The organism is Staphylococcus casei, assembly GCF_030294405.1.
GTDB classification, from domain to species: domain Bacteria; phylum Bacillota; class Bacilli; order Staphylococcales; family Staphylococcaceae; genus Staphylococcus; species Staphylococcus succinus.
Genome location: NZ_CP125718.1, coordinates 1 through 19,986 on the forward strand (window position 1 = coordinate 1; position 19,986 = coordinate 19,986).

The following is a 19,986-nucleotide window of genomic DNA, read 5'->3' on the forward strand; positions in this document are numbered from 1 at the left end:
ATGTCTGAACAAGAAATTTGGGAAAAAGTCCTTACCTTGGCTCAAGAAAAAGTGAGTTATCCTAGCTATCAAACTTTTCTTAAAGATACAAAGCTACATTCATTACAAAATGATGAGGCAGTTATTGTTATCGATGATCCTTTTGTTGCCAATTGGTTAAAAACGCATTACGTTGAAATTATTCAAACCGCATTATACGAGGCAATTGGTCATGAAATCATGCCTGTTTTCTATTCTGAGGATCAATTAGAAAGTGTTACATCTGGAGAAGATCAAAATGCTAGTCAAGCTAAAAAAGCTTACACTCCAGGTGTTGATGAAGCTGTTATTGGTGGCGAACAATTCAATACACATAATACTTTTGAAACATTTGTTATTGGACCTGGCAATAGGTTTCCTCATGCTGCAAGTCTTGCAGTAGCGGAAGCACCCGCACAAGCATACAATCCACTATTCATCTATGGTGGCGTGGGATTAGGTAAAACACATCTTATGCATGCAATTGGTCATTATGTATTAGCGAATAATCCCGATGCAAAAGTAATTTATACATCAAGTGAAAAGTTCACGAATGAATTTATTAAATCAATTCGTGATAACAAAACTGAAAAATTCAGAGAGAAGTATCGTAATATTGATGTGCTGCTTATTGATGATATTCAATTCATACAGAATAAAGAGCAAACACAAGAGGAATTCTTCCATACCTTTAATGAATTACATCAAGCAAATAAACAAATTGTAATTTCTAGTGATAGACCACCTAAAGAAATCGCAAAGTTAGAAGATCGTTTACGTTCTCGCTTTGAATGGGGGCTAATCGTTGATATTACACCACCTGATTATGAAACAAGAATGGCAATTTTACAGAAGAAGATTGAAGAAGAGAATTTAAATATTCCGACTGAAGCATTAACTTATATTGCCAATCAAATTCAATCAAATATTCGTGAACTTGAAGGCGCATTGACGCGTGTATTAGCATTTTCAAAACTCCAAGGACAGCCTATCACTACTGAATTGACGGCGGCTGCGCTCAAAGATATCATTCAAGCACCTAAGTCTAAAAAGATAACAATTCAAGATATCCAGAAAATTGTTGGTCAGTATTATAGTGTCCGTATTGAAGATTTTACTGCTAAAAAACGTACGAAATCGATTGCTTATCCAAGACAAATAGCAATGTATCTATCGCGTGAACTTACTGATTTCTCTTTACCAAAAATTGGCGAAGAGTTTGGTGGTCGTGATCATACTACAGTTATTCACGCACATGAAAAAATTATAAAAGATATTAAAAATGATCCGACGTTTAAACAAGAAGTTGAAAATCTAGAAAAAGAAATTAGAAATCAATAAAAATTCTGTACTATAACAGATTAATCGTAGTAAATGAGGATATAATGAAATAAGGGACATTTTCAATATTGTGGATAATGTGCAAAAGTAATACACACTACACACAAGTTATCCACAGCCATTAAATATTGTGGCGCTTGAGCTTTTTTGAGTTATCCCCTAATCCACAAGCCCTACTACTACTACTACGATTTTAAAACCTATATAATTTATATATAAACGACTGGAAGGAGTTTAAAAATGATGGAATTCACAATAAGAAGAGATTATTTCATTAATCAATTAAATGACACACTTAAAGCCATCTCACCAAGAACAACATTACCCATATTAACAGGTATAAAAATTGATGTTAAAGACAACGAAGTAATACTTACTGGATCAGACTCAGAAATCTCAATAGAAATAACGATACCTAAACAAGTTGATGGTGAAGAGATTATTGCAGTTGCAGAAACAGGTTCAGTTGTACTCCCTGGTCGTTTTTTCGTAGATATTATTAAAAAGTTACCAGGTAAAGAAGTTAAACTTTCTACAAATGAGCAATTTCAAACTTTAATCACTTCAGGTCATTCTGAATTTAATTTAAGTGGATTAGATCCTGATCAATATCCATTATTGCCACAAGTTTCTCGTGATGATGCCATTCAATTATCCGTAAAAGTACTTAAAAACGTGATAGCACAAACGAATTTTGCAGTGTCCACCTCAGAAACACGTCCAGTACTCACAGGTGTTAACTGGCTTATACAAGATAATGAATTAATATGCACAGCCACAGACTCACATCGCTTAGCTGTAAGAAAAGTAGCTCTAGAAGATAATTCTGAGAATAAAAATGTCATCATTCCAGGTAAAGCATTATCTGAATTAAACAAAATCATGAGCGACAGTGAAGAAGATATTGATATTTTCTTTGCATCTAACCAAGTTTTATTTAAAGTGGGGAACGTAAACTTTATTTCACGTTTATTAGAAGGACATTATCCTGATACTTCACGTTTGTTCCCAGAGAATTACGAATTTAAATTAGGTATAGATAACGGAGAGTTCTATCATGCAATCGATCGTGCATCATTATTAGCACGTGAAGGCGGCAATAACGTTATTAAACTAAGCACTGGTAACGAATTAGTAGAATTATCTTCGACGTCTCCAGAAATCGGTACTGTAAATGAGGAAGTTAGAGCAAGTAATGTTGAAGGTGGAAACTTAAAAATTTCTTTCAACTCAAAATATATGATGGACGCATTGAAAGCAATCGATAACGATGAAGTTGAGATTGAGTTCTTTGGCACAATGAAACCATTTATTTTAAAACCTAAAGACGATGATTCAGTGACACAATTAATTTTACCAATTAGAACATACTAAGCCATTGATGATTTGGGCCTAGACAATGTATTTTGTCTGGGCTTTTTTTTTGTGAAAAACTTTTTAAAGTAATTGATCGTCTATAGACGTGTATAGCAATAAAGATACTTAAAGAAAAGCCTTCTTAATATAAATGTTATATAAATTACCTCATATCAATTTTAAGGCTACTCAGAGGCCGTTCTTGATACGACGATTTAAAATATAGGTAAAATATCACAAAATAGTTATTTGTGCTTTAAAACATCTTAAAATGGCTTTTAAATTCAAAAGTATTGATAAGTGAATACGTTAGAAATAATAAATATTTAAATAAAATTCTAATTTAGGAATAAATGTTTGATATAATATTATTAGTAAAACAGTCACTAAAGACACGTTTGAAAATAATTATTGAAAATAAATCAAAATAAGTAGAAAGAAATCGCTTTCTAACTGTATTTTACATGAAATTTTCTGCTAAAAAAGGTATAATATATTAATGAGTTTATAAAGAAATGGAGTGATTGATTTGGTTGAAGAAGTAATTGTTGATGGAGACATCACATTAGGACAATTTCTTAAGACAGAAGGTATTATCGAATCTGGTGGACAAGCAAAATGGTTCTTACAAGACTTCGAAGTCATGATTAACGACGAACGCGAAACACGTCGTGGTAAAAAATTAAACCATCAAGATCGTATTGAAATACTAGAAGTCGGTTCATTTTTGATTTTACATCAAGGTGAAGAATGAAATTAAAGACACTCCAGCTAGAAAACTATCGTAACTATGAATCAATTACCTTAAATTGTCATCCAGAGGTAAATATATTGATTGGTGAAAATGCCCAAGGGAAGACGAATCTCCTTGAATCTATTTATACTTTAGCATTGGCTAAAAGCCATAGAACATCGAATGACAAGGAACTTATACGTTTCGATAGTGATTATGCTAAAATAGAGGGTGAACTTAGTTATAGATATGGTGAGATGCCTCTAACGATGTATGTAACCAAAAAAGGCAAGCAAGTAAAAATCAATCACTTAGAACAAAGTAGACTGACACAATATATCGGTCACTTGAATGTCGTATTGTTTGCGCCTGAGGATTTAAATATTGTCAAAGGCTCACCACACATTAGACGTCGATTTATAGATATGGAACTTGGACAAATTTCTGCAGTTTACTTAAATGATTTGTCACAATACCAACGCATTTTAAAACAAAAGAATAATTATTTGAAGCAATTGCAATATGGTCAAAAGACAGACAGTACAATGCTGGAAGTCTTAAACCAACAATTTGCAGAGTATGCGCTCAAAGTTACGTTAAGACGTGAACATTTTATTAAAGAACTTGAATCACTAGCTAAACCTATTCACTCAGGTATCACAGATGAGCGAGAAGCATTGTCATTAAAGTATTTACCAAGCATTAAACGCTCTAAGGAAGAAAAAAATGAGACAGAACGCTTAGAGGAAGTCTTAACATTACTTAATGACAATATGGAACGTGAAAAAGATAGGGGAGTTTGTTTGTACGGTCCCCATAGAGATGATTTAGGTTTCGATGTAAATGGTATGGATGCCCAAACGTATGGCTCACAAGGTCAACAACGCACAACGGCTTTATCAATTAAACTCGCGGAAATAGAGTTGATGAATGTCGAAGTAGGGGAGTACCCAATATTACTGCTAGATGATGTATTGAGTGAATTAGATGATTCGCGTCAGTCTCATTTATTAAGCACAATTCAACATAAAGTGCAGACTTTTGTCACTACAACATCGGTAGACGGAATAGATCATGAAATTATGAAGAATGCTAAACTTTATCGCATTAACAAAGGCGAAATTATAAAGTAACGGAAAGTGAAGGTGGAAGCATTGTCAGATGTGAATAACACGGAAGATTATGGTGCTGGACAGATTCAAGTATTAGAAGGTCTAGAAGCGGTTCGTAAAAGACCAGGTATGTATATAGGTTCAACTGCAGAAAGAGGTTTACATCACTTAGTTTGGGAAATTGTCGATAATAGTATTGATGAAGCACTCGCTGGATATGCTGACAAAATAGAAGTGATTATTGAAAAAGATAATTGGATTAAAGTTACAGATAACGGTCGTGGTATCCCTGTAGGCATACAAGAAAAAATGGGACGTCCAGCTGTTGAGGTTATTTTAACGGTACTTCATGCTGGTGGTAAATTCGGCGGTGGCGGATATAAAGTTTCCGGTGGTTTACACGGTGTTGGATCATCTGTAGTTAATGCATTATCTGAAGATCTTGAAGTATACGTACACAAAGATGAAAAAATCTATCACCAAGCATATAAAAAAGGTGCACCGCAATTTGACTTGAAAGTCATTGGTGAAACAGACGAAAACACTGGTACTGAGATTCGCTTTAAAGCTGACCCTGAAATCTTCACAGAAACAACAACATACAACTATGAAACATTACAACAACGTATTAGAGAGCTTGCCTTTTTAAATAAAGGTATCACGATTACGTTAAGAGATGAACGTGAAGAAGAAGTAAGGGAAGATTCTTATCACTATGAAGGTGGTATTAAATCTTACGTTGAAATGTTAAATGAAAACAAAGAACCACTTCACGATGAACCGATTTATGTTCATGAATCAAAAGATGATGTAGAAGTTGAAATTGCATTGCAATACAACAAAGGTTATGCAACCAATTTATTAACCTATGCGAATAATATCCACACGTATGAGGGTGGTACACATGAAGAAGGCTTTAAACGTTCGTTATCGCGTGTGTTAAATAGCTATGGACTTAATAGTAAAATTATCAAAGAAGATAAAGAGCGACTTTCAGGTGAAGATACGCGCGAAGGTTTGACTGCAATTGTTTCTATCAAACATGGTGATCCTCAATTTGAAGGACAAACTAAGACGAAATTAGGCAACTCAGAAGTACGCCAAGTTGTAGATAAATTATTCTCTGAGCTTTTTGAACGCTTTTTATATGAGAATCCACAAGTGGGTCGTATTGTCGTTGAAAAAGGTATTATGGCATCACGTGCGCGTATTGCTGCGAAAAAAGCACGTGAAGTTACACGTCGTAAATCGGCTTTAGAAATTTCAAGTTTACCTGGTAAACTTGCCGATTGTTCTAGTAAAGATCCTTCACGTAGTGAAATTTTTATCGTCGAGGGTGACTCTGCCGGGGGGTCTACAAAATCAGGCCGCGACTCAGAAACACAGGCGATTTTACCATTACGTGGTAAGATTTTAAATGTTGAAAAAGCACGTTTAGACAGAATCTTAAATAACAATGAAATTCGCTCAATGATTACTGCATTCGGTACAGGTATCGGAGGAGAATTTGATTTGAGTAAGGCACGTTATCATAAAATTATTATTATGACGGATGCCGACGTTGATGGTGCACATATTAGAACATTACTGCTAACATTCTTCTATCGTTTTATGAGACCTTTATTAGAAGCGGGCTATGTTTATATTGCACAACCACCATTGTTTAAATTGACACAAGGTAAACAAAAATACTATGTGTTCAATGAGCGTGAATTAGAGAAACTTAAAGCAGAGTTAGACCCTAGTCCTAAGTGGTCACTCTCTCGTTATAAAGGTCTTGGTGAAATGAATGCGGATCAATTATGGGAAACAACAATGAATCCTGAAAACCGTGCAATGTTACAAGTATCACTAGAAGATGCTATAGAAGCTGACCAAACATTCGAAATGTTAATGGGAGATGTTGTTGAGAATCGTAGACAGTTTATTGAGGAAAACGCAGTCTATGCTAACTTAGATTTCTAAAACAATGAACTGAATTTTTGAAGGAGGATATCTTGATGGCTGAATTACCTGAATCAAGAATTAATGAACGGAATATAACGAGTGAGATGCGCGAATCGTTCTTAGATTATGCGATGAGTGTTATCGTCTCACGTGCTTTACCAGATGTTAGAGATGGTTTGAAACCAGTACATCGACGTATTTTATACGGAGTAAACGAACAAGGTATGACACCTGATAAACCATATAAGAAATCAGCACGTATTGTTGGGGATGTAATGGGTAAATATCATCCCCATGGTGACTCATCTATTTATGAAGCAATGGTAAGAATGGCACAAGACTTCAGCTATCGATATCCTTTAATAGATGGACAAGGAAACTTCGGTTCAATGGATGGTGATGGCGCTGCTGCCATGCGTTATACAGAAGCACGTATGACTAAAATAACGCTAGAAATGCTTAAAGATCTTAATAAAGATACGATTGACTTTATCGATAACTATGATGGTAACGAAAGAGAGCCGTCAGTCTTACCATCAAGATTCCCTAACTTACTTGTGAACGGGGCATCAGGTATCGCGGTTGGTATGGCTACCAATATTCCGCCACATAACTTAACTGAAGTTATCAATGGTGTCTTGAGTTTAAGTCATAATCCAGATATTACAATTGCAGAATTAATGGAAGATATTCAAGGTCCTGACTTCCCAACGGCAGGCTTAATCTTAGGTAAAAGTGGTATCCGTCGTGCATATGAAACTGGTCGTGGATCAGTTCAAATGCGTGCGCGTGCAGAAATTGAAGAACGTGGCGGTGGCCGTCAACGTATCATAGTTACTGAAATTCCATATCAAGTCAATAAAGCACGTATGATTGAAAAAATTGCAGAATTGGCACGTGATAAAAAGATAGAAGGTATCACTGATTTACGTGATGAAACAAGTTTACGTACCGGCGTACGTGTGGTTATCGATATACGCAAAGATGCAAACGCGAGTGTCGTACTAAATAACTTATATAAACAAACGCCATTACAAACATCATTCGGTGTTAATATGATTGCCTTAGTTAAAGGTAGACCGAAACTTATAAATCTAAAAGAAGCTTTGGTTGAATACTTAGAACATCAAAAGATTGTCGTTAGAAGACGTACGATATACAATCTTAAAAAAGCACAAGATCGTGCACATATCTTAGAAGGATTAAGAATTGCATTAGATAATATTGATGAAATTATAAGAGTGATTCGTGACTCAGATACAGATAAAGTTGCGATGGCAAGCTTACAAGAAGACTTCAAATTATCTGAACGCCAAGCACAAGCTATCCTAGATATGCGTTTAAGACGTTTAACTGGTCTAGAACGAGGCAAGATTGAAGAAGAATATAATAATTTAATTGAATATATTAAAGAGTTAGAAGCTATTCTTGCAGATGAGGAAAAATTATTACAAATTGTACGTGATGAACTTATGGATGTTCGTGAGCGTTTTGGTGATGATCGTCTGACTGAAATTCAACTCGGTGGTTTAGATAACATTGAAGATGAAGACTTAATTCCTGAAGAACAAATTGTAATTACATTAAGTCACAATAATTATATTAAACGTTTACCAGTTTCAACATATAGAGCGCAACATCGTGGCGGACGTGGCGTACAAGGTATGAATACGTTAGAAGAAGACTTCGTCAGTCAACTTGTAACATTAAGTACACATGATAATGTTTTATTCTTTACGAATAAAGGCCGTGTATACAAACTTAAAGGTTACGAAGTGCCAGAACTCTCACGTCAGTCTAAAGGTATCCCAGTTGTAAATGCAATTGAATTGGATAGCGATGAAGTGATAAGCACAATGATTGCCGTGAAAGATTTAGAAAGTGAAGAAGACTATTTAATATTTGCAACACTTAAAGGTAGAGTGAAACGTTCAGCATTAAGTAACTTTGCACATATTAATAGAAACGGTAAGATTGCGATTAGCTTTAAAAATGACGATGAATTGATAGCAGTTCGATTAACGGATGGTCAGCATGATATTCTGATTGGTACATCACATGCATCACTTATACGTTTCCCAGAAGATTCATTACGTCCACTAGGTCGTACCGCAGCAGGTGTGAAAGGTATTACACTTAGAGAAGGCGATAAAGTTGTAGGATTAGATGTTACGCAATCCGATAGTGACGATGAGATTTTAGTTGTAACAGAAAATGGTTACGGCAAACGTACACCAGTTAACGACTATAGATTATCTAACCGTGGCGGTAAAGGTATTAAGACGGCTACAATCACAGAGCGTAATGGTAACATCGTATGCATCACATCAGTGAACGGACAAGAAGATTTAATGGTTGTGACTAATTCAGGTGTTATTATCCGTATTGATATCCAAGATATTTCTCAAAATGGCCGTGCTGCACAAGGTGTAAGATTGATTAAACTTAATGACGATCAATTTGTTTCAACTGTAGCGAAGGTGAGTGAGGAAGATAAAGCAGCTGAAGAAGCTGAAGATTTAGAAACTGATAACGAAGCGCTAGAAATAGCACAAACGGAACAACTGACTCAAGAAGAGTCGGTAAATGAAACAGTTATTGAAGATGATGTTCCAGGCAATGCTATACACACTGAAGACGATGCTGATGAAGATGGTCGTCAAGAGGTAAGACAAGACTTCATGGATCGTGTGAATGAAGATATTGATCATGCAGACGATGAAGAAGAATAAAGTATTATTACAGAGATAGTGTATAAATTAAGACCCACCTCTTAAGAGGTGGGTCTTTTTAAATGTGGATGATTAATCCTCTAATGTTTTCATAATGTGTGGTATTTCGCTAATAAGTCTTGACGGTGGCACAACATACATTGTTTCTGCTAATTTCTCGCCGATGAAACTATGTGCATACACTGCGCTCGTTACCGCTTCTTGCATGTCATTAAATTGACCTACAAAGCTCGTAATCATGCCAGCTAAAGTATCGCCCATTCCACCTGTAGCCATTGCAGGCGTACCAATAGGTAATTTATACTCATTATCTTTGAAATAAATTTCTGTACCATGTTTTTTTAACACAATTGTAGCACCAATACGGTCTGCCGCTTCACGATTACGCTCATCAGTTTGTTCTTCTATTGGAATATTACTTAAACGTTCCCACTCTTTTTGATGTGGCGTGAAAATCACTTTACATGTTGGTATGGCAGGTTTCAATTTGCTGAAAATGGTTATCGCATCACCATCTACAATAAGCGTTTGGTGAGGTTGGATATTCTGTAGTAAGAAAGTAATTGCATTATTACCTTTAAAATCACAACCTAATCCAGGCCCGATAAGGATACAGTCTGTATTTTCAATCATTTTAGTTAACATTTTTGTATCATTAATATCAATAACCATCGCTTCAGGGCAACGCGAGTGAAGTGCAGCGTGATTAGTTGGATGTGTTGCTACTGTGATTAATCCACTACCACTATATACACATGCACGTGCAGCAAGCATGATTGCGCCCCCTAAATTGACATTGCCTCCAATCAAAAGAATCTTACCATAATCACCTTTGTGCGTTTCATCTTTACGTTTTGGAATGCTGACTGATGACAAAATTTCCAATTTGAAACCTCCTTTTAAAGCTAATCATCTTCTATGTGTGTGCTTATAATTTTTATAATATAATTTATGATTGTTTGAAAAAATAGAAGTAAATCACTTTAATATCATAAAGGAATTACTTAAGAGGTTGAGACAAACGTATTTTATACAATGGGAGCCCAATTTGCGGCACCCGAAGTACGTTTTCACAAAATTTACCCAACTCATTGAAATTTAAGAAACAATTTGTGTGTCGACCGATTTTGTTTAAAACATAAACACTTTTGTCCTGACCTCTTTAAATGTCATATTTTTTATTAGTTTATCAAATACAATAGAGTATATTATACCTGCTTTGCACTTTAGTCAATAGTTAAAGAGATGAAGACATTATTTATAGCTATAAAAATTCAGACAATCTCTCCTTTATCCCATTAAAACAGTAATTTAATACCATGTTACGGATGTGCGTTATACTATTGTTCTATTAAATTTGTAAGCATATACTCGGATTAATTGAAGAGAAATGATAAAACAAACAAGGAGATGGGTATATGACATTACAACTTAATGGAGACACATTAACGATTAGTGATATAAAGAGGTTTTTATATGAAGAAGACAACATAGCGATCACAGAAGCCGCTTATGAACGTGTGAAGAAGAGTCGGGCAATAGTGGAAAATATTATTAAAAATAAAGAAACTATTTATGGTATTACCACTGGATTTGGATTATTTAGTGATGTCCGTATAGATGAAGGCGAGTACAATCAATTACAAGTTAATTTAATTCGCTCACATGCGTGTGGTATAGGTAAACCATTTTCAGAAGAAGTTTCATTAGTGATGATGATCTTAAGATTGAATACATTATTAAAAGGTCACTCTGGCGCCACTGTAGCTTTAGTAGATCAATTAGTTTACTTCATCAATCAACGTATCATACCAGTTGTTCCGCAACAAGGTTCACTCGGTGCTTCTGGTGATTTAGCACCACTTTCACACTTAGCATTAGCTTTAATTGGTGAGGGCAATGTGTTTTACCAAGGCGAAGAGGTAGACAGTCGATATGTCTTAAAAAAACTAAATCATCAAGCATTAGAACTACAAGCTAAAGAAGGTTTAGCGTTAATTAACGGTACACAAGCAATGACTGCCCAAGGTGTTATCAATTATATTGAAGCAGAGCATTTAGGCTATCAAGCTGAATGGATTGCTGCGCTTACACACCAAGCATTAAATGGTATTACAGATGCTTATAATGAAAATGTACATAAAGTACGTAATTTCCAAGAACAAATAGATGTCGCAGCGCGTATGTTGGATTGGCTGGAAGGATCTGAGTTAACGACGAAACAAGGAGAAGTACGCGTACAAGATGCTTATACATTGCGTTGTATTCCTCAAATACATGGCGCTAGTTTCCAAGTCTTCAATTATGTTAAAGAAAAGTTAGAGTGCGAAATGAACGCAGCTAATGATAATCCTTTAATATTTGATGAAGGTGATGAGACACTTGTAATTTCTGGGGGTAATTTCCATGGGCAACCTATTGCTTTTGCCTTAGACTTCTTGAAACTTGGCGTGAGTGAGCTTGCAAATGTATCAGAACGTCGTCTGGAACGCCTTGTGAATCCTCAGTTGAATAATGGATTACCTGCCTTCTTAAGCCCACAACCAGGTTTACAAAGTGGTGCAATGATAATGCAATATGCAGCAGCAAGTTTAGTATCAGAGAATAAAACACTTGCCCATCCAGCGAGTGTGGATTCTATTCCATCTTCAGCAAATCAAGAAGATCATGTTTCTATGGGGACCATTGGTGCACGCCATGGCTATCAAATGATTGAAAATGCACGCCGAGTTTTAGCAATAGAGACAATCATTGCATTACAAGCTGTAGAATATAAAGACATTGATAAACTATCACCTAAGACATATGAAAAATATCAATCCTTACGTCAACTTGTCCCTTCAATTACTGAAGATAGACAATTCCATAAAGACATTGAATCAGTATCACAATATTTACGAGATATGGCATATAGTGATGAAATATAATTCGGACAATAGTATCTCCCTTGAAAATAGTGATGTTATTTGCTATATTTAAAGCAAGTAAATAAGTCATTGTTCGTAGGCTAAGTAATATTAATTGCTTGATTTCAGAGAGCTTGTGGTTAGTGAGAACAAGTAATCGACATTAATATGAATCTACCTACTTTATAGAGAACAATCGGTTTTAGCCGTTATTTTAGTGAGAGAGCAGTCTGATTTGACTGTTAAATAGGGTGGCAACGCGTAGACCACGTCCCTTGTAAAGGGGACGTGGTCTTTTCTATGCGTTTTTATCCAATAATTTAAAAAATGAAAGGATGGAAATAACATGTTAGATATAAAAGTTTTCCGTAATGAACCAGATTTCATTAAAGAAAAAGTCAAAAAACGTGGTATGGATGTAAAAGTTGTAGATGATGTATTGGAATTAGACGAGCAACGTCGTCAGTTAATTAGTAAAGCAGAAGAAATGAAAGCAGAGCGTAATAAAGTAAGTGGAGAAATTGCTCAGAAGAAACGTAATAAAGAAGATGCCGATGATGCAATTGCAGCAATGCGTAATCTTGGCGATGAAATTAAAGTATTAGATGATACTTTAAACCAAGTTGATCAAGAGCTTAATGACAAATTATCTCGTATTCCAAATATCATTCAAGATGAAGTGCCAGAAGGTGCTACAGAAGATGATAATGTAGAAGTTAAGCGTTGGGGTACGCCAAGATCATTTGACTTTGAAGCCCAAGCACATTGGGATTTAGTAGAAGCGTTAAAAATGGTCGATTTTGAACGTGCTGCTAAGGTTTCAGGTGCGCGCTTCGTATTCTTAACAGGTGAAGGGGCACAATTAGAAAGAGCGTTAATGAATTACATGATTACAAAACATACTACACAACATGGTTATACTGAAATGATGGTGCCACAATTAGTAAATGCAGATTCAATGTATGGTACAGGTCAATTGCCTAAATTTGAAGAAGATTTATTTAAAGTTGAAAAGGAAGGCTTATATACAATTCCAACAGCTGAAGTGCCACTTACAAACTACTATCGTAATGAAATTATTGATCCAGATGTACTACCAGCTAAATTCACAGCACAATCAGCTTGTTATCGCAGTGAAGCGGGTTCTGCTGGACGTGATACAAGAGGCCTTATTCGTTTACACCAATTCGATAAAGTTGAAATGGTACGCGTAGAAAAACCTGAAGACTCTTGGGAAGCACTTGAAGAAATGACGGGACATGCAGAGGCAATATTAGAAGAACTTGGTTTACCTTATCGTCGTGTAAACTTATGCACAGGAGATATTGGATTTGGCGCAAGTAAAACCTATGATTTAGAAGTTTGGTTACCGAGCTATAATGATTATAAAGAAATAAGTTCTTGTTCAAACATTACTGATTTCCAAGCGCGTCGAGCGAATATTCGATTCAAACGTGATAAAAATTCAAAACCAGAATTAGTCCATACACTTAATGGTAGTGGTTTAGCAGTTGGACGTACATTTGCTGCTATAGTTGAAAATTATCAAAATGAAGATGGTTCAGTAACAATTCCAGAAGTATTAGTTCCATTTATGGGTGGTAAAACAGTTATTCAATCAGTTTAATAAATATAATAAAGCAATACTAAGAACCGCATGACAACGCCCCTTGTCGTGTGGTTTTTTATTTTGCAGGGTAGGGTGGGGGAGGTGTAAATACATAAAAAATTATAAAAATAGCAAAAATAAAGCAGCGAATCAGAAGAGAAACAGACGAAGTGCTAGAGAAAAAGATAGGGTAGTCTAAACATTTACAGAAAATTCCGAAACCTAAAATAAGGCGGTAAAACAATGCTTTTACACAACCACTTGTCTTCCGTCACACAAACGGTAGTGTAAAGGCGTTGAATGTTGTTTATACTTTATATTAGAATACAGCTATTATTTTAATATAAAGGAGTGAGGCTGTGGAGCCACATGTAACGTTTAGACAAGGTGTTAAAGAATGTATACCTACGTTGTTAGGGTATGCAGGAGTGGGGTTGTCATTTGGTATTGTGGCAATAGCCTCAGGTTTTAGTTTACTAGAAATTATTTTGCTCAGTCTTGTCATTTATGCTGGCGCAGCACAGTTTATTATTTGTGCGTTAGTCATATCAGGAACACCCATTTCGGCGATTATATTAACTACTTTTATTGTTAATTCTAGAATGTTTCTACTGAGTATGACGCTTGCTCCAAGTTATAAAAACTATGGATTATTCAACCGGCTAGGCCTTGGAACGCTAATTACAGATGAAACATTTGGTGTTGCGATTACACCACATCTAAAAGGTGAAAAAATTAATGACCGTTGGTTACACGGGTTAAACATCACTGCATACTTATTTTGGACGCTTGCGTCGATTGTAGGCGCAGTTTTTGGTAAATACATACATAATCCAGATGCATTAGGTCTCGATTTCGCAATTACTGCTATGTTTATCTTTTTAGCAATTTCACAGTTTGAAACCATCCAACGCTCACACATTAAGACTTATCTTGTATTAATCGTGTGCGTCATTGTTATGATGCTTTTATTTAGTTTGATAATGCCGTCATATATAGCAATTATTCTTGCAGCCACACTAACTGCTGCTTTAGGGGTGGTGATGGATCGATGACAACTACACTACATATGCTAATGATTATCTTATTGTGTGGTATTGTGACATGGCTTACACGTGTAATACCATTCGTTATGATATCCAAGATACGTTTATCTGAAAAGACAGTAAAATGGCTATCTTTTATTCCGATAACGTTATTTACAGCGTTGGTTATTGACGGAGCGATAGAACAACATGAAGGTAGTATGGGTTATAATTTGAACGTGCCATTCTTAATTACGATGATTCCAACCATTTTGATTGCTCTATACACTAGAAGTCTAACGATTACGATCATTAGTGGAATTATTATTACAGCAATTATACGATGGTTCTTTTAATTATTTCATTGATGTAAGTCGTAATATCCGTTAGAATAACAATAATTAGAAAATTATGAAATTTCTTTATTTCAAGTATGTTTATTAGGGAATGATATTTAGTACACTGAGATATATACAATTAAAATCAAATCTTATTTCGAGAAGCTGAGGGATTTGGCCCCGTGAAGCTTCAGCAACCGGCTATTTTAAGTACGGTGCTAAAACCAACGAGAGACTCGAATGATAAGTATGATTAACTTCTTACTTATAATGGGTGAGGAGTTTTTTATTAAGTAGGGGGTAAATCATGACGAATTATACGGTTGATACATTAGAATTAGGGCCATTTACAACAGAGTCAGGTGAGACAATCTCTAACCTAAAGTTACGATATGAGCATGTTGGATTAGCAGGACAACCGCTTGTCGTAGTATGCCATGCGTTAACAGGAAACCATTTAACTTATGGAACAAGTGAAAACCCCGGTTGGTGGAGAGAAATTATTGATGGTGGTTATATGCCAATACATGATTATCAATTTTTAACATTTAATGTAATAGGTAGCCCGTATGGTTCAAGTTCAGCGCTAACTGATGAAGATTTCCCACAACATCTTACGTTACGTGATATTGTACGCGCCATAGAATTGGGTATTGAAACATTAGGACATCAAAAAATTAATATTCTTATCGGTGGGTCTTTAGGCGGCATGCAAGCAGTGGAATTATTGTACAACCGTAAATTTGTTGTTGAAAAGGCTGTGATTCTTGCTGCTACAGATAGAACTTCCTCGTATAGCCGTGCCTTTAATCAAATTGCGAGACAGTCTATTCATTTGAATCGCAAGGAAGGTATGAGTATTGCAAGACAGTTGGGTTTCTTAACTTATCGTTCATCTAAAAGTTATGATAAGCGTTTTACACCAGACCAAGTCGTGGCTTATCAAAAACACCAAGGCGATAAATTTAAAGATTACTTTGATGCAGCTTGCTATTTAACACTACTGGATGTCTTGGATAGTCATGATGTAGATAGAGGGCGTAATGACGTGGACACAGTGTTTAGGCAATTAGATACGAAAGTTATGACTATGGGATTTACAGATGATTTGCTTTATCCAGATGACCTTGTACGTGCAGTAGGGGAGCGCTTTAAATATCATAAACACTTTTTTGTGCCAGATAATGTCGGGCATGACGGTTTCTTGCTTAATTTTAATGACTGGGCACCTAATTTATATCATTTCTTAAAAGTTTCTCAATTTAAAAGAAAATGATATTGCCTGATTAAGCTAAATAAAATGACGTACAGGACGACAAACAGTAACTATACTGGGCATAACTGGGCATATTTTATGCATGGTTATTACTTGTCGTCCTATTTTTATGTGAATGAACCATAAGCAACCACAGACTAATGCAATTTATTTTAATCTTTAATTAATATGGGCGACAAAATTGTGAAAAAGTTTTAAAGAGGTTAAAATAGAAGTTATAGTCAAAAATAGTATGGGAGTGGCGAATTTGTTTTCAAAAATATATCCTAAGGCAGCTATCCTTGGTACATTAGCACTAATCATAGTCGCTTTAGCTTTACATATATTACCACCGCTTGGACTGGTATTAAGTCTCTTTGCAACAATACCAGGCATTATCTTATGGCATAAATCTTTAGAAACATTTGGCATAACAGCGGTTATTACAGTTATTTTAACAACTTTATTGGGTAATATTTTTGTATTAACTATCATGGTCCTCGTACTCGTCTTGAGTTTCGTTGTAGGCCAATTATTAAAAGAACGTACGTCTAAAGAGCGTATACTTTATATTACAACTACATATATCAGTATAGTCTCATTAATTGCAGTTATGGTCTTACAAGTATCTGATAAATTGCCAAAAGCAACAACAATTATGAAGCCAGTGAAACAACAATTGTATCATCTTATTTCAGAATCTGGAGCGAGCGCAGACTATAAACAAATGCTTGCAGAAGGCTTCCGTCAAGTTTCGGTGCAACTACCGAGTTATGTAGTTTTTGCAGTATTTCTACTCGTATTAATCAATTTAATTATCACTTTTCCAATTTTACGTAAATTCAAGATTGCTACACCAATATTCAAACCATTATATGCATGGCAAATGAAGCGTTCATTATTATTTATTTATATAATTGTATTGCTTTGTGTTATGTTTGCCGCCCAACCGGGTACATTCCAAAGTACCGTATTAAATTTAGAAATTGTGTTATCATTATGTATGTATATTCAGGGATTAAGTGTTATTCACTTTTTTGGTAAAGCTAAATCCATGCCGCCTGCACTTACAGTTGTATTGATGGTGATAGGGACAATATTGATGCCAGTCACACACATTGTAAGTTTGCTGGGTGTTATAGATTTATGTGTTAATCTAAAAAGTATCATTAAAAAATGATTTGAGGTGGAAGAATGAACCGTCAATCCACTAAAAAAGCTTTGGTTTTACCATTTATTATTATGGCACTAACAGCAATTGCACTTGTCGTTGTTTGGTTTATATTTAATCAATTGATTGCAGGTATTGCAACGGTTGTATTAGTGTTTGTAATTATCGGGACAGCATTTATGGTAAGGCAGGCTTTACAGAAATTAGACAACTATGTAAATAATCTAGGTGGGAAAATTTCAGCAGGCAATAACATAACAATTAAGAATTTACCTATTGGAATGATCATCCTAGATGAGAATGAAAACATAGAGTGGATGAACCAATTTATGTCGGAACGTTTAACTCGTAATGTGATTTCCGATCCAGTTAATGAAGTATATCCTAATATCTTAAAACAATTAGAAAAAACGCAAGAAATTGAAATTCAAGAAAATGATTACCATTATCGTGTGCGATATTCAGAAAACGAACATGTATTGTATTTCTTCGATATAACAGAGGAAGTTCAAACACATGAATTGTATGAAGAATCTAAACCGATTATTGCAACACTTTTCTTAGATAATTATGATGAAATTACTCAAAATATGAACGATACACAGCGTTCAGAGATTAACTCTATGGTAACGCGTGTCATTAGTAGGTGGGCCGCAGAATATAATGTGTACTTTAAACGTTATAGTTCTGATCAATTTGTTTCTTATTTAAATCAGCGTATTTTAAATGAAATTGAGGCCTCTAACTTTAGTATTTTGGGACAATTACGAGAAAAAAGTGTGGGTTACCGTGCGCAATTAACGTTAAGTATTGGTGTTGGAGAAGGTTCAGAGGACTTAATTGATCTTGGAGAGCTTTCTCAATCAGGTCTAGATTTAGCACTCGGTCGCGGCGGTGACCAAGTTGCGATTAAGCATATGAACGGGAACGTCCGTTTTTACGGCGGTAAGACTGACCCTATGGAAAAACGTACGCGCGTAAGAGCACGAGTGATTTCACATGCTTTAAAAGATATCTTAATGGAAGGCGACAAAGTTATCATTATGGGACATACACGTCCTGACTTAGATGCGATAGGCGCCGCAATTGGTGTATCACGTTTTGCAATGATGAATAATTTAGATGCCTATATCGTATTGAATGAATCAGACATAGATCCAACGTTACGTCGAGTCATGGAAGCAGTGAATGAAAAGCCCGAGTTGAAAGATCGTTTCATTACTTCAGATGAAGCGTGGGATATTATGACATCTAAGACAACTTTAGTTATCGTCGATACACATAAACCAGAAATGGTTATTGATGAAAATATTTTAAATAAAGCTAATCGTAAAGTCGTTATTGATCACCATAGACGTGGTGAAAGTTTCATTTCTAGTCCATTGTTAATCTACATGGAACCATACGCGAGCTCCACAGCAGAGCTTGTAACAGAACTATTAGAGTATCAACCGACCGAACAACGACTGACACGTCTAGAATCGACCGTGATGTTTGCAGGTATTATAGTCGATACACGTAACTTTACTTTACGTACTGGTTCGAGAACGTTCGATGCTGCGAGTTATTTACGTGCACATGGTGCAGATACTATTTTGACCCAACATTTCTTAAAAGATGATATCGATACTTACATTAATCGTACTGAGTTAATTCAAACTGTGAAATTGCAAGAGCACGGTGTTGCAATCGCTTATGGTTCAGACGAAAAAATCTATCATCCTGTTACAGTTGCACAGGCAGCTGATGAACTGTTAAGTTTAGATGGTGTAGAAGCATCATACGTAATTGCTAGACGTGAAGATAATGTCGTAGGTATGTCTGCACGATCACTGGGTGCAGTTAATGTACAATTAACGATGGAAGCGCTAGGTGGCGGTGGCCACTTGACTAACGCAGCCACACAACTAAAAGATGTGACTGTCGATGAAGCGATTGAGCAATTACAAGAAGCAATCACAGAACAAATGAGTAGGAGTGAAAATTCATGAAAGTAATATTTACACAAGATGTAAAAGGTAAAGGTAAAAAAGGCGAAGTTAAAGATGTACCAGTGGGTTATGCAAATAACTTTCTGTTAAAAAATAACTACGCTGTAGAAGCAACACCAGGCAATCTAAAACAATTAGAAAGAAAAAATAAAGCTGCAGAAGCAGAACGTCAACAAGAAATTGATGATGCCAAAAAATTAAAAGAACAACTCAGCAATATCGAAGTCGAAGTATCTGCTAAAACAGGTGAAGGCGGCAAATTATTTGGTTCAGTAAGTACAAAACAAATTGCACAAGCATTACAAGAGCAACATAATATTAAAATTGACAAACGTAAAATGGATTTACCAAACGGTATCCATGCATTGGGTTATACAAATGTACCAGTTAAACTAGACAAAGAAGTTGAAGGTACAATTCGTGTGCACACAGTGGAACAATAATAACGGATT

General features: G+C 35.5%; 15 protein-coding genes, 1 riboswitch and 1 other annotated feature. Of the genes, 14 read left to right on the forward strand and 1 reads right to left on the reverse strand.

The features are described 5' to 3' along the window. From dnaA to gyrA, 6 genes are all read left to right on the forward strand, one after another. Window positions 1-1,359 (forward strand): chromosomal replication initiator protein DnaA, encoded by a 1,359-nt coding sequence (gene dnaA / locus QMO72_RS00005; RefSeq protein ID WP_073505247.1) that lies wholly within the window; start codon window positions 1-3, stop codon window positions 1,357-1,359. A 240-nt stretch (window positions 1,360-1,599) separates the two neighbouring features. Further along, window positions 1,600-2,733, forward strand: a complete 1,134-nt coding sequence (gene dnaN, locus QMO72_RS00010; protein WP_103266152.1) for a DNA polymerase III subunit beta — start codon at window positions 1,600-1,602, stop codon at window positions 2,731-2,733. A gap of 502 nt (window positions 2,734-3,235) precedes the next feature. Next, on the forward strand, window positions 3,236-3,469 hold the full coding sequence (gene yaaA, locus QMO72_RS00015; RefSeq protein WP_176721603.1) for a S4 domain-containing protein YaaA: 234 nt from the start codon (window positions 3,236-3,238) through the stop codon (window positions 3,467-3,469). Beyond that, window positions 3,466-4,581: a DNA replication/repair protein RecF gene (recF, locus tag QMO72_RS00020; protein WP_103266151.1), complete on the forward strand. Its 1,116-nt coding sequence runs from the start codon at window positions 3,466-3,468 to the stop codon at window positions 4,579-4,581. Before yaaA ends, recF begins: the two co-directional genes overlap by 4 nt. Before the next feature lie 12 nt (window positions 4,582-4,593). Beyond that, window positions 4,594-6,525, forward strand: coding sequence for a DNA topoisomerase (ATP-hydrolyzing) subunit B (gene gyrB / locus QMO72_RS00025; RefSeq protein WP_177165123.1), 1,932 nt, complete (start codon window positions 4,594-4,596; stop codon window positions 6,523-6,525). Window positions 6,526-6,560: 35 nt separating this feature from the next. Continuing rightward, entirely contained in the window at window positions 6,561-9,239 is a 2,679-nt protein-coding gene (gene gyrA, locus QMO72_RS00030; RefSeq protein ID WP_069824510.1) for a DNA gyrase subunit A, read from the forward strand. 72 nt (window positions 9,240-9,311) lie between these two features. On the opposite strand, the gene QMO72_RS00035 is transcribed toward gyrA, so the two are convergent. Continuing rightward, entirely contained in the window at window positions 9,312-10,124 is an 813-nt protein-coding gene (locus QMO72_RS00035) for an NAD(P)H-hydrate dehydratase (RefSeq protein WP_046837671.1), read from the reverse strand. A 533-nt stretch (window positions 10,125-10,657) separates the two neighbouring features. Here QMO72_RS00035 and hutH point away from each other — a divergent pair. From hutH to rplI, 8 genes are all read left to right on the forward strand, one after another. Next, window positions 10,658-12,166 (forward strand): histidine ammonia-lyase, encoded by a 1,509-nt coding sequence (hutH, locus tag QMO72_RS00040; protein ID WP_103266150.1) that lies wholly within the window; start codon window positions 10,658-10,660, stop codon window positions 12,164-12,166. Between the two features lie 68 nt (window positions 12,167-12,234). Further along, window positions 12,235-12,424 (forward strand) — a binding site (T-box leader). Window positions 12,425-12,491: 67 nt separating this feature from the next. Then, window positions 12,492-13,772 (forward strand): serine--tRNA ligase, encoded by a 1,281-nt coding sequence (gene serS, locus QMO72_RS00045; protein ID WP_103266149.1) that lies wholly within the window; start codon window positions 12,492-12,494, stop codon window positions 13,770-13,772. A 341-nt stretch (window positions 13,773-14,113) separates the two neighbouring features. Next, window positions 14,114-14,809 (forward strand): AzlC family ABC transporter permease, encoded by a 696-nt coding sequence (locus tag QMO72_RS00050; RefSeq protein ID WP_103266148.1) that lies wholly within the window; start codon window positions 14,114-14,116, stop codon window positions 14,807-14,809. Next, window positions 14,806-15,135: an AzlD domain-containing protein gene (locus tag QMO72_RS00055; protein WP_103266147.1), complete on the forward strand. Its 330-nt coding sequence runs from the start codon at window positions 14,806-14,808 to the stop codon at window positions 15,133-15,135. The genes QMO72_RS00050 and QMO72_RS00055 overlap by 4 nt, the downstream gene beginning before the upstream one ends. Before the next feature lie 131 nt (window positions 15,136-15,266). Next, window positions 15,267-15,367, forward strand: a riboswitch (SAM riboswitch). 57 nt (window positions 15,368-15,424) lie between these two features. Further along, on the forward strand, window positions 15,425-16,393 hold the full coding sequence (gene metX, locus QMO72_RS00060) for a homoserine O-acetyltransferase MetX (RefSeq protein WP_103266146.1): 969 nt from the start codon (window positions 15,425-15,427) through the stop codon (window positions 16,391-16,393). A gap of 247 nt (window positions 16,394-16,640) precedes the next feature. Next, window positions 16,641-17,552, forward strand: a complete 912-nt coding sequence (locus QMO72_RS00065) for a DUF2232 domain-containing protein (protein WP_103266145.1) — start codon at window positions 16,641-16,643, stop codon at window positions 17,550-17,552. Between the two features lie 14 nt (window positions 17,553-17,566). Then, window positions 17,567-19,534 (forward strand): DHH family phosphoesterase, encoded by a 1,968-nt coding sequence (locus tag QMO72_RS00070; protein WP_286093210.1) that lies wholly within the window; start codon window positions 17,567-17,569, stop codon window positions 19,532-19,534. Then, window positions 19,531-19,977, forward strand: a complete 447-nt coding sequence (rplI, locus tag QMO72_RS00075; protein WP_046837663.1) for a 50S ribosomal protein L9 — start codon at window positions 19,531-19,533, stop codon at window positions 19,975-19,977. Before QMO72_RS00070 ends, rplI begins: the two co-directional genes overlap by 4 nt. Window positions 19,978-19,986: the final 9 nt, after the last annotated feature.

Coding starts and splice junctions, on each gene's coding strand:
- serS (WP_103266149.1), top strand. CDS start 12,492: ATGTTAGATATAAAAGTTTTCCGTAATGAACCAGATTTCATTAAAGAA.
- dnaA (WP_073505247.1), top strand. CDS start 1: ATGTCTGAACAAGAAATTTGGGAAAAAGTCCTTACCTTGGCTCAAGAA.
- dnaN (WP_103266152.1), top strand. CDS start 1,600: ATGATGGAATTCACAATAAGAAGAGATTATTTCATTAATCAATTAAAT.
- QMO72_RS00055 (WP_103266147.1), top strand. CDS start 14,806: ATGACAACTACACTACATATGCTAATGATTATCTTATTGTGTGGTATT.
- metX (WP_103266146.1), top strand. CDS start 15,425: ATGACGAATTATACGGTTGATACATTAGAATTAGGGCCATTTACAACA.
- gyrA (WP_069824510.1), top strand. CDS start 6,561: ATGGCTGAATTACCTGAATCAAGAATTAATGAACGGAATATAACGAGT.
- rplI (WP_046837663.1), top strand. CDS start 19,531: ATGAAAGTAATATTTACACAAGATGTAAAAGGTAAAGGTAAAAAAGGC.
- recF (WP_103266151.1), top strand. CDS start 3,466: ATGAAATTAAAGACACTCCAGCTAGAAAACTATCGTAACTATGAATCA.
- hutH (WP_103266150.1), top strand. CDS start 10,658: ATGACATTACAACTTAATGGAGACACATTAACGATTAGTGATATAAAG.
- QMO72_RS00070 (WP_286093210.1), top strand. CDS start 17,567: ATGAACCGTCAATCCACTAAAAAAGCTTTGGTTTTACCATTTATTATT.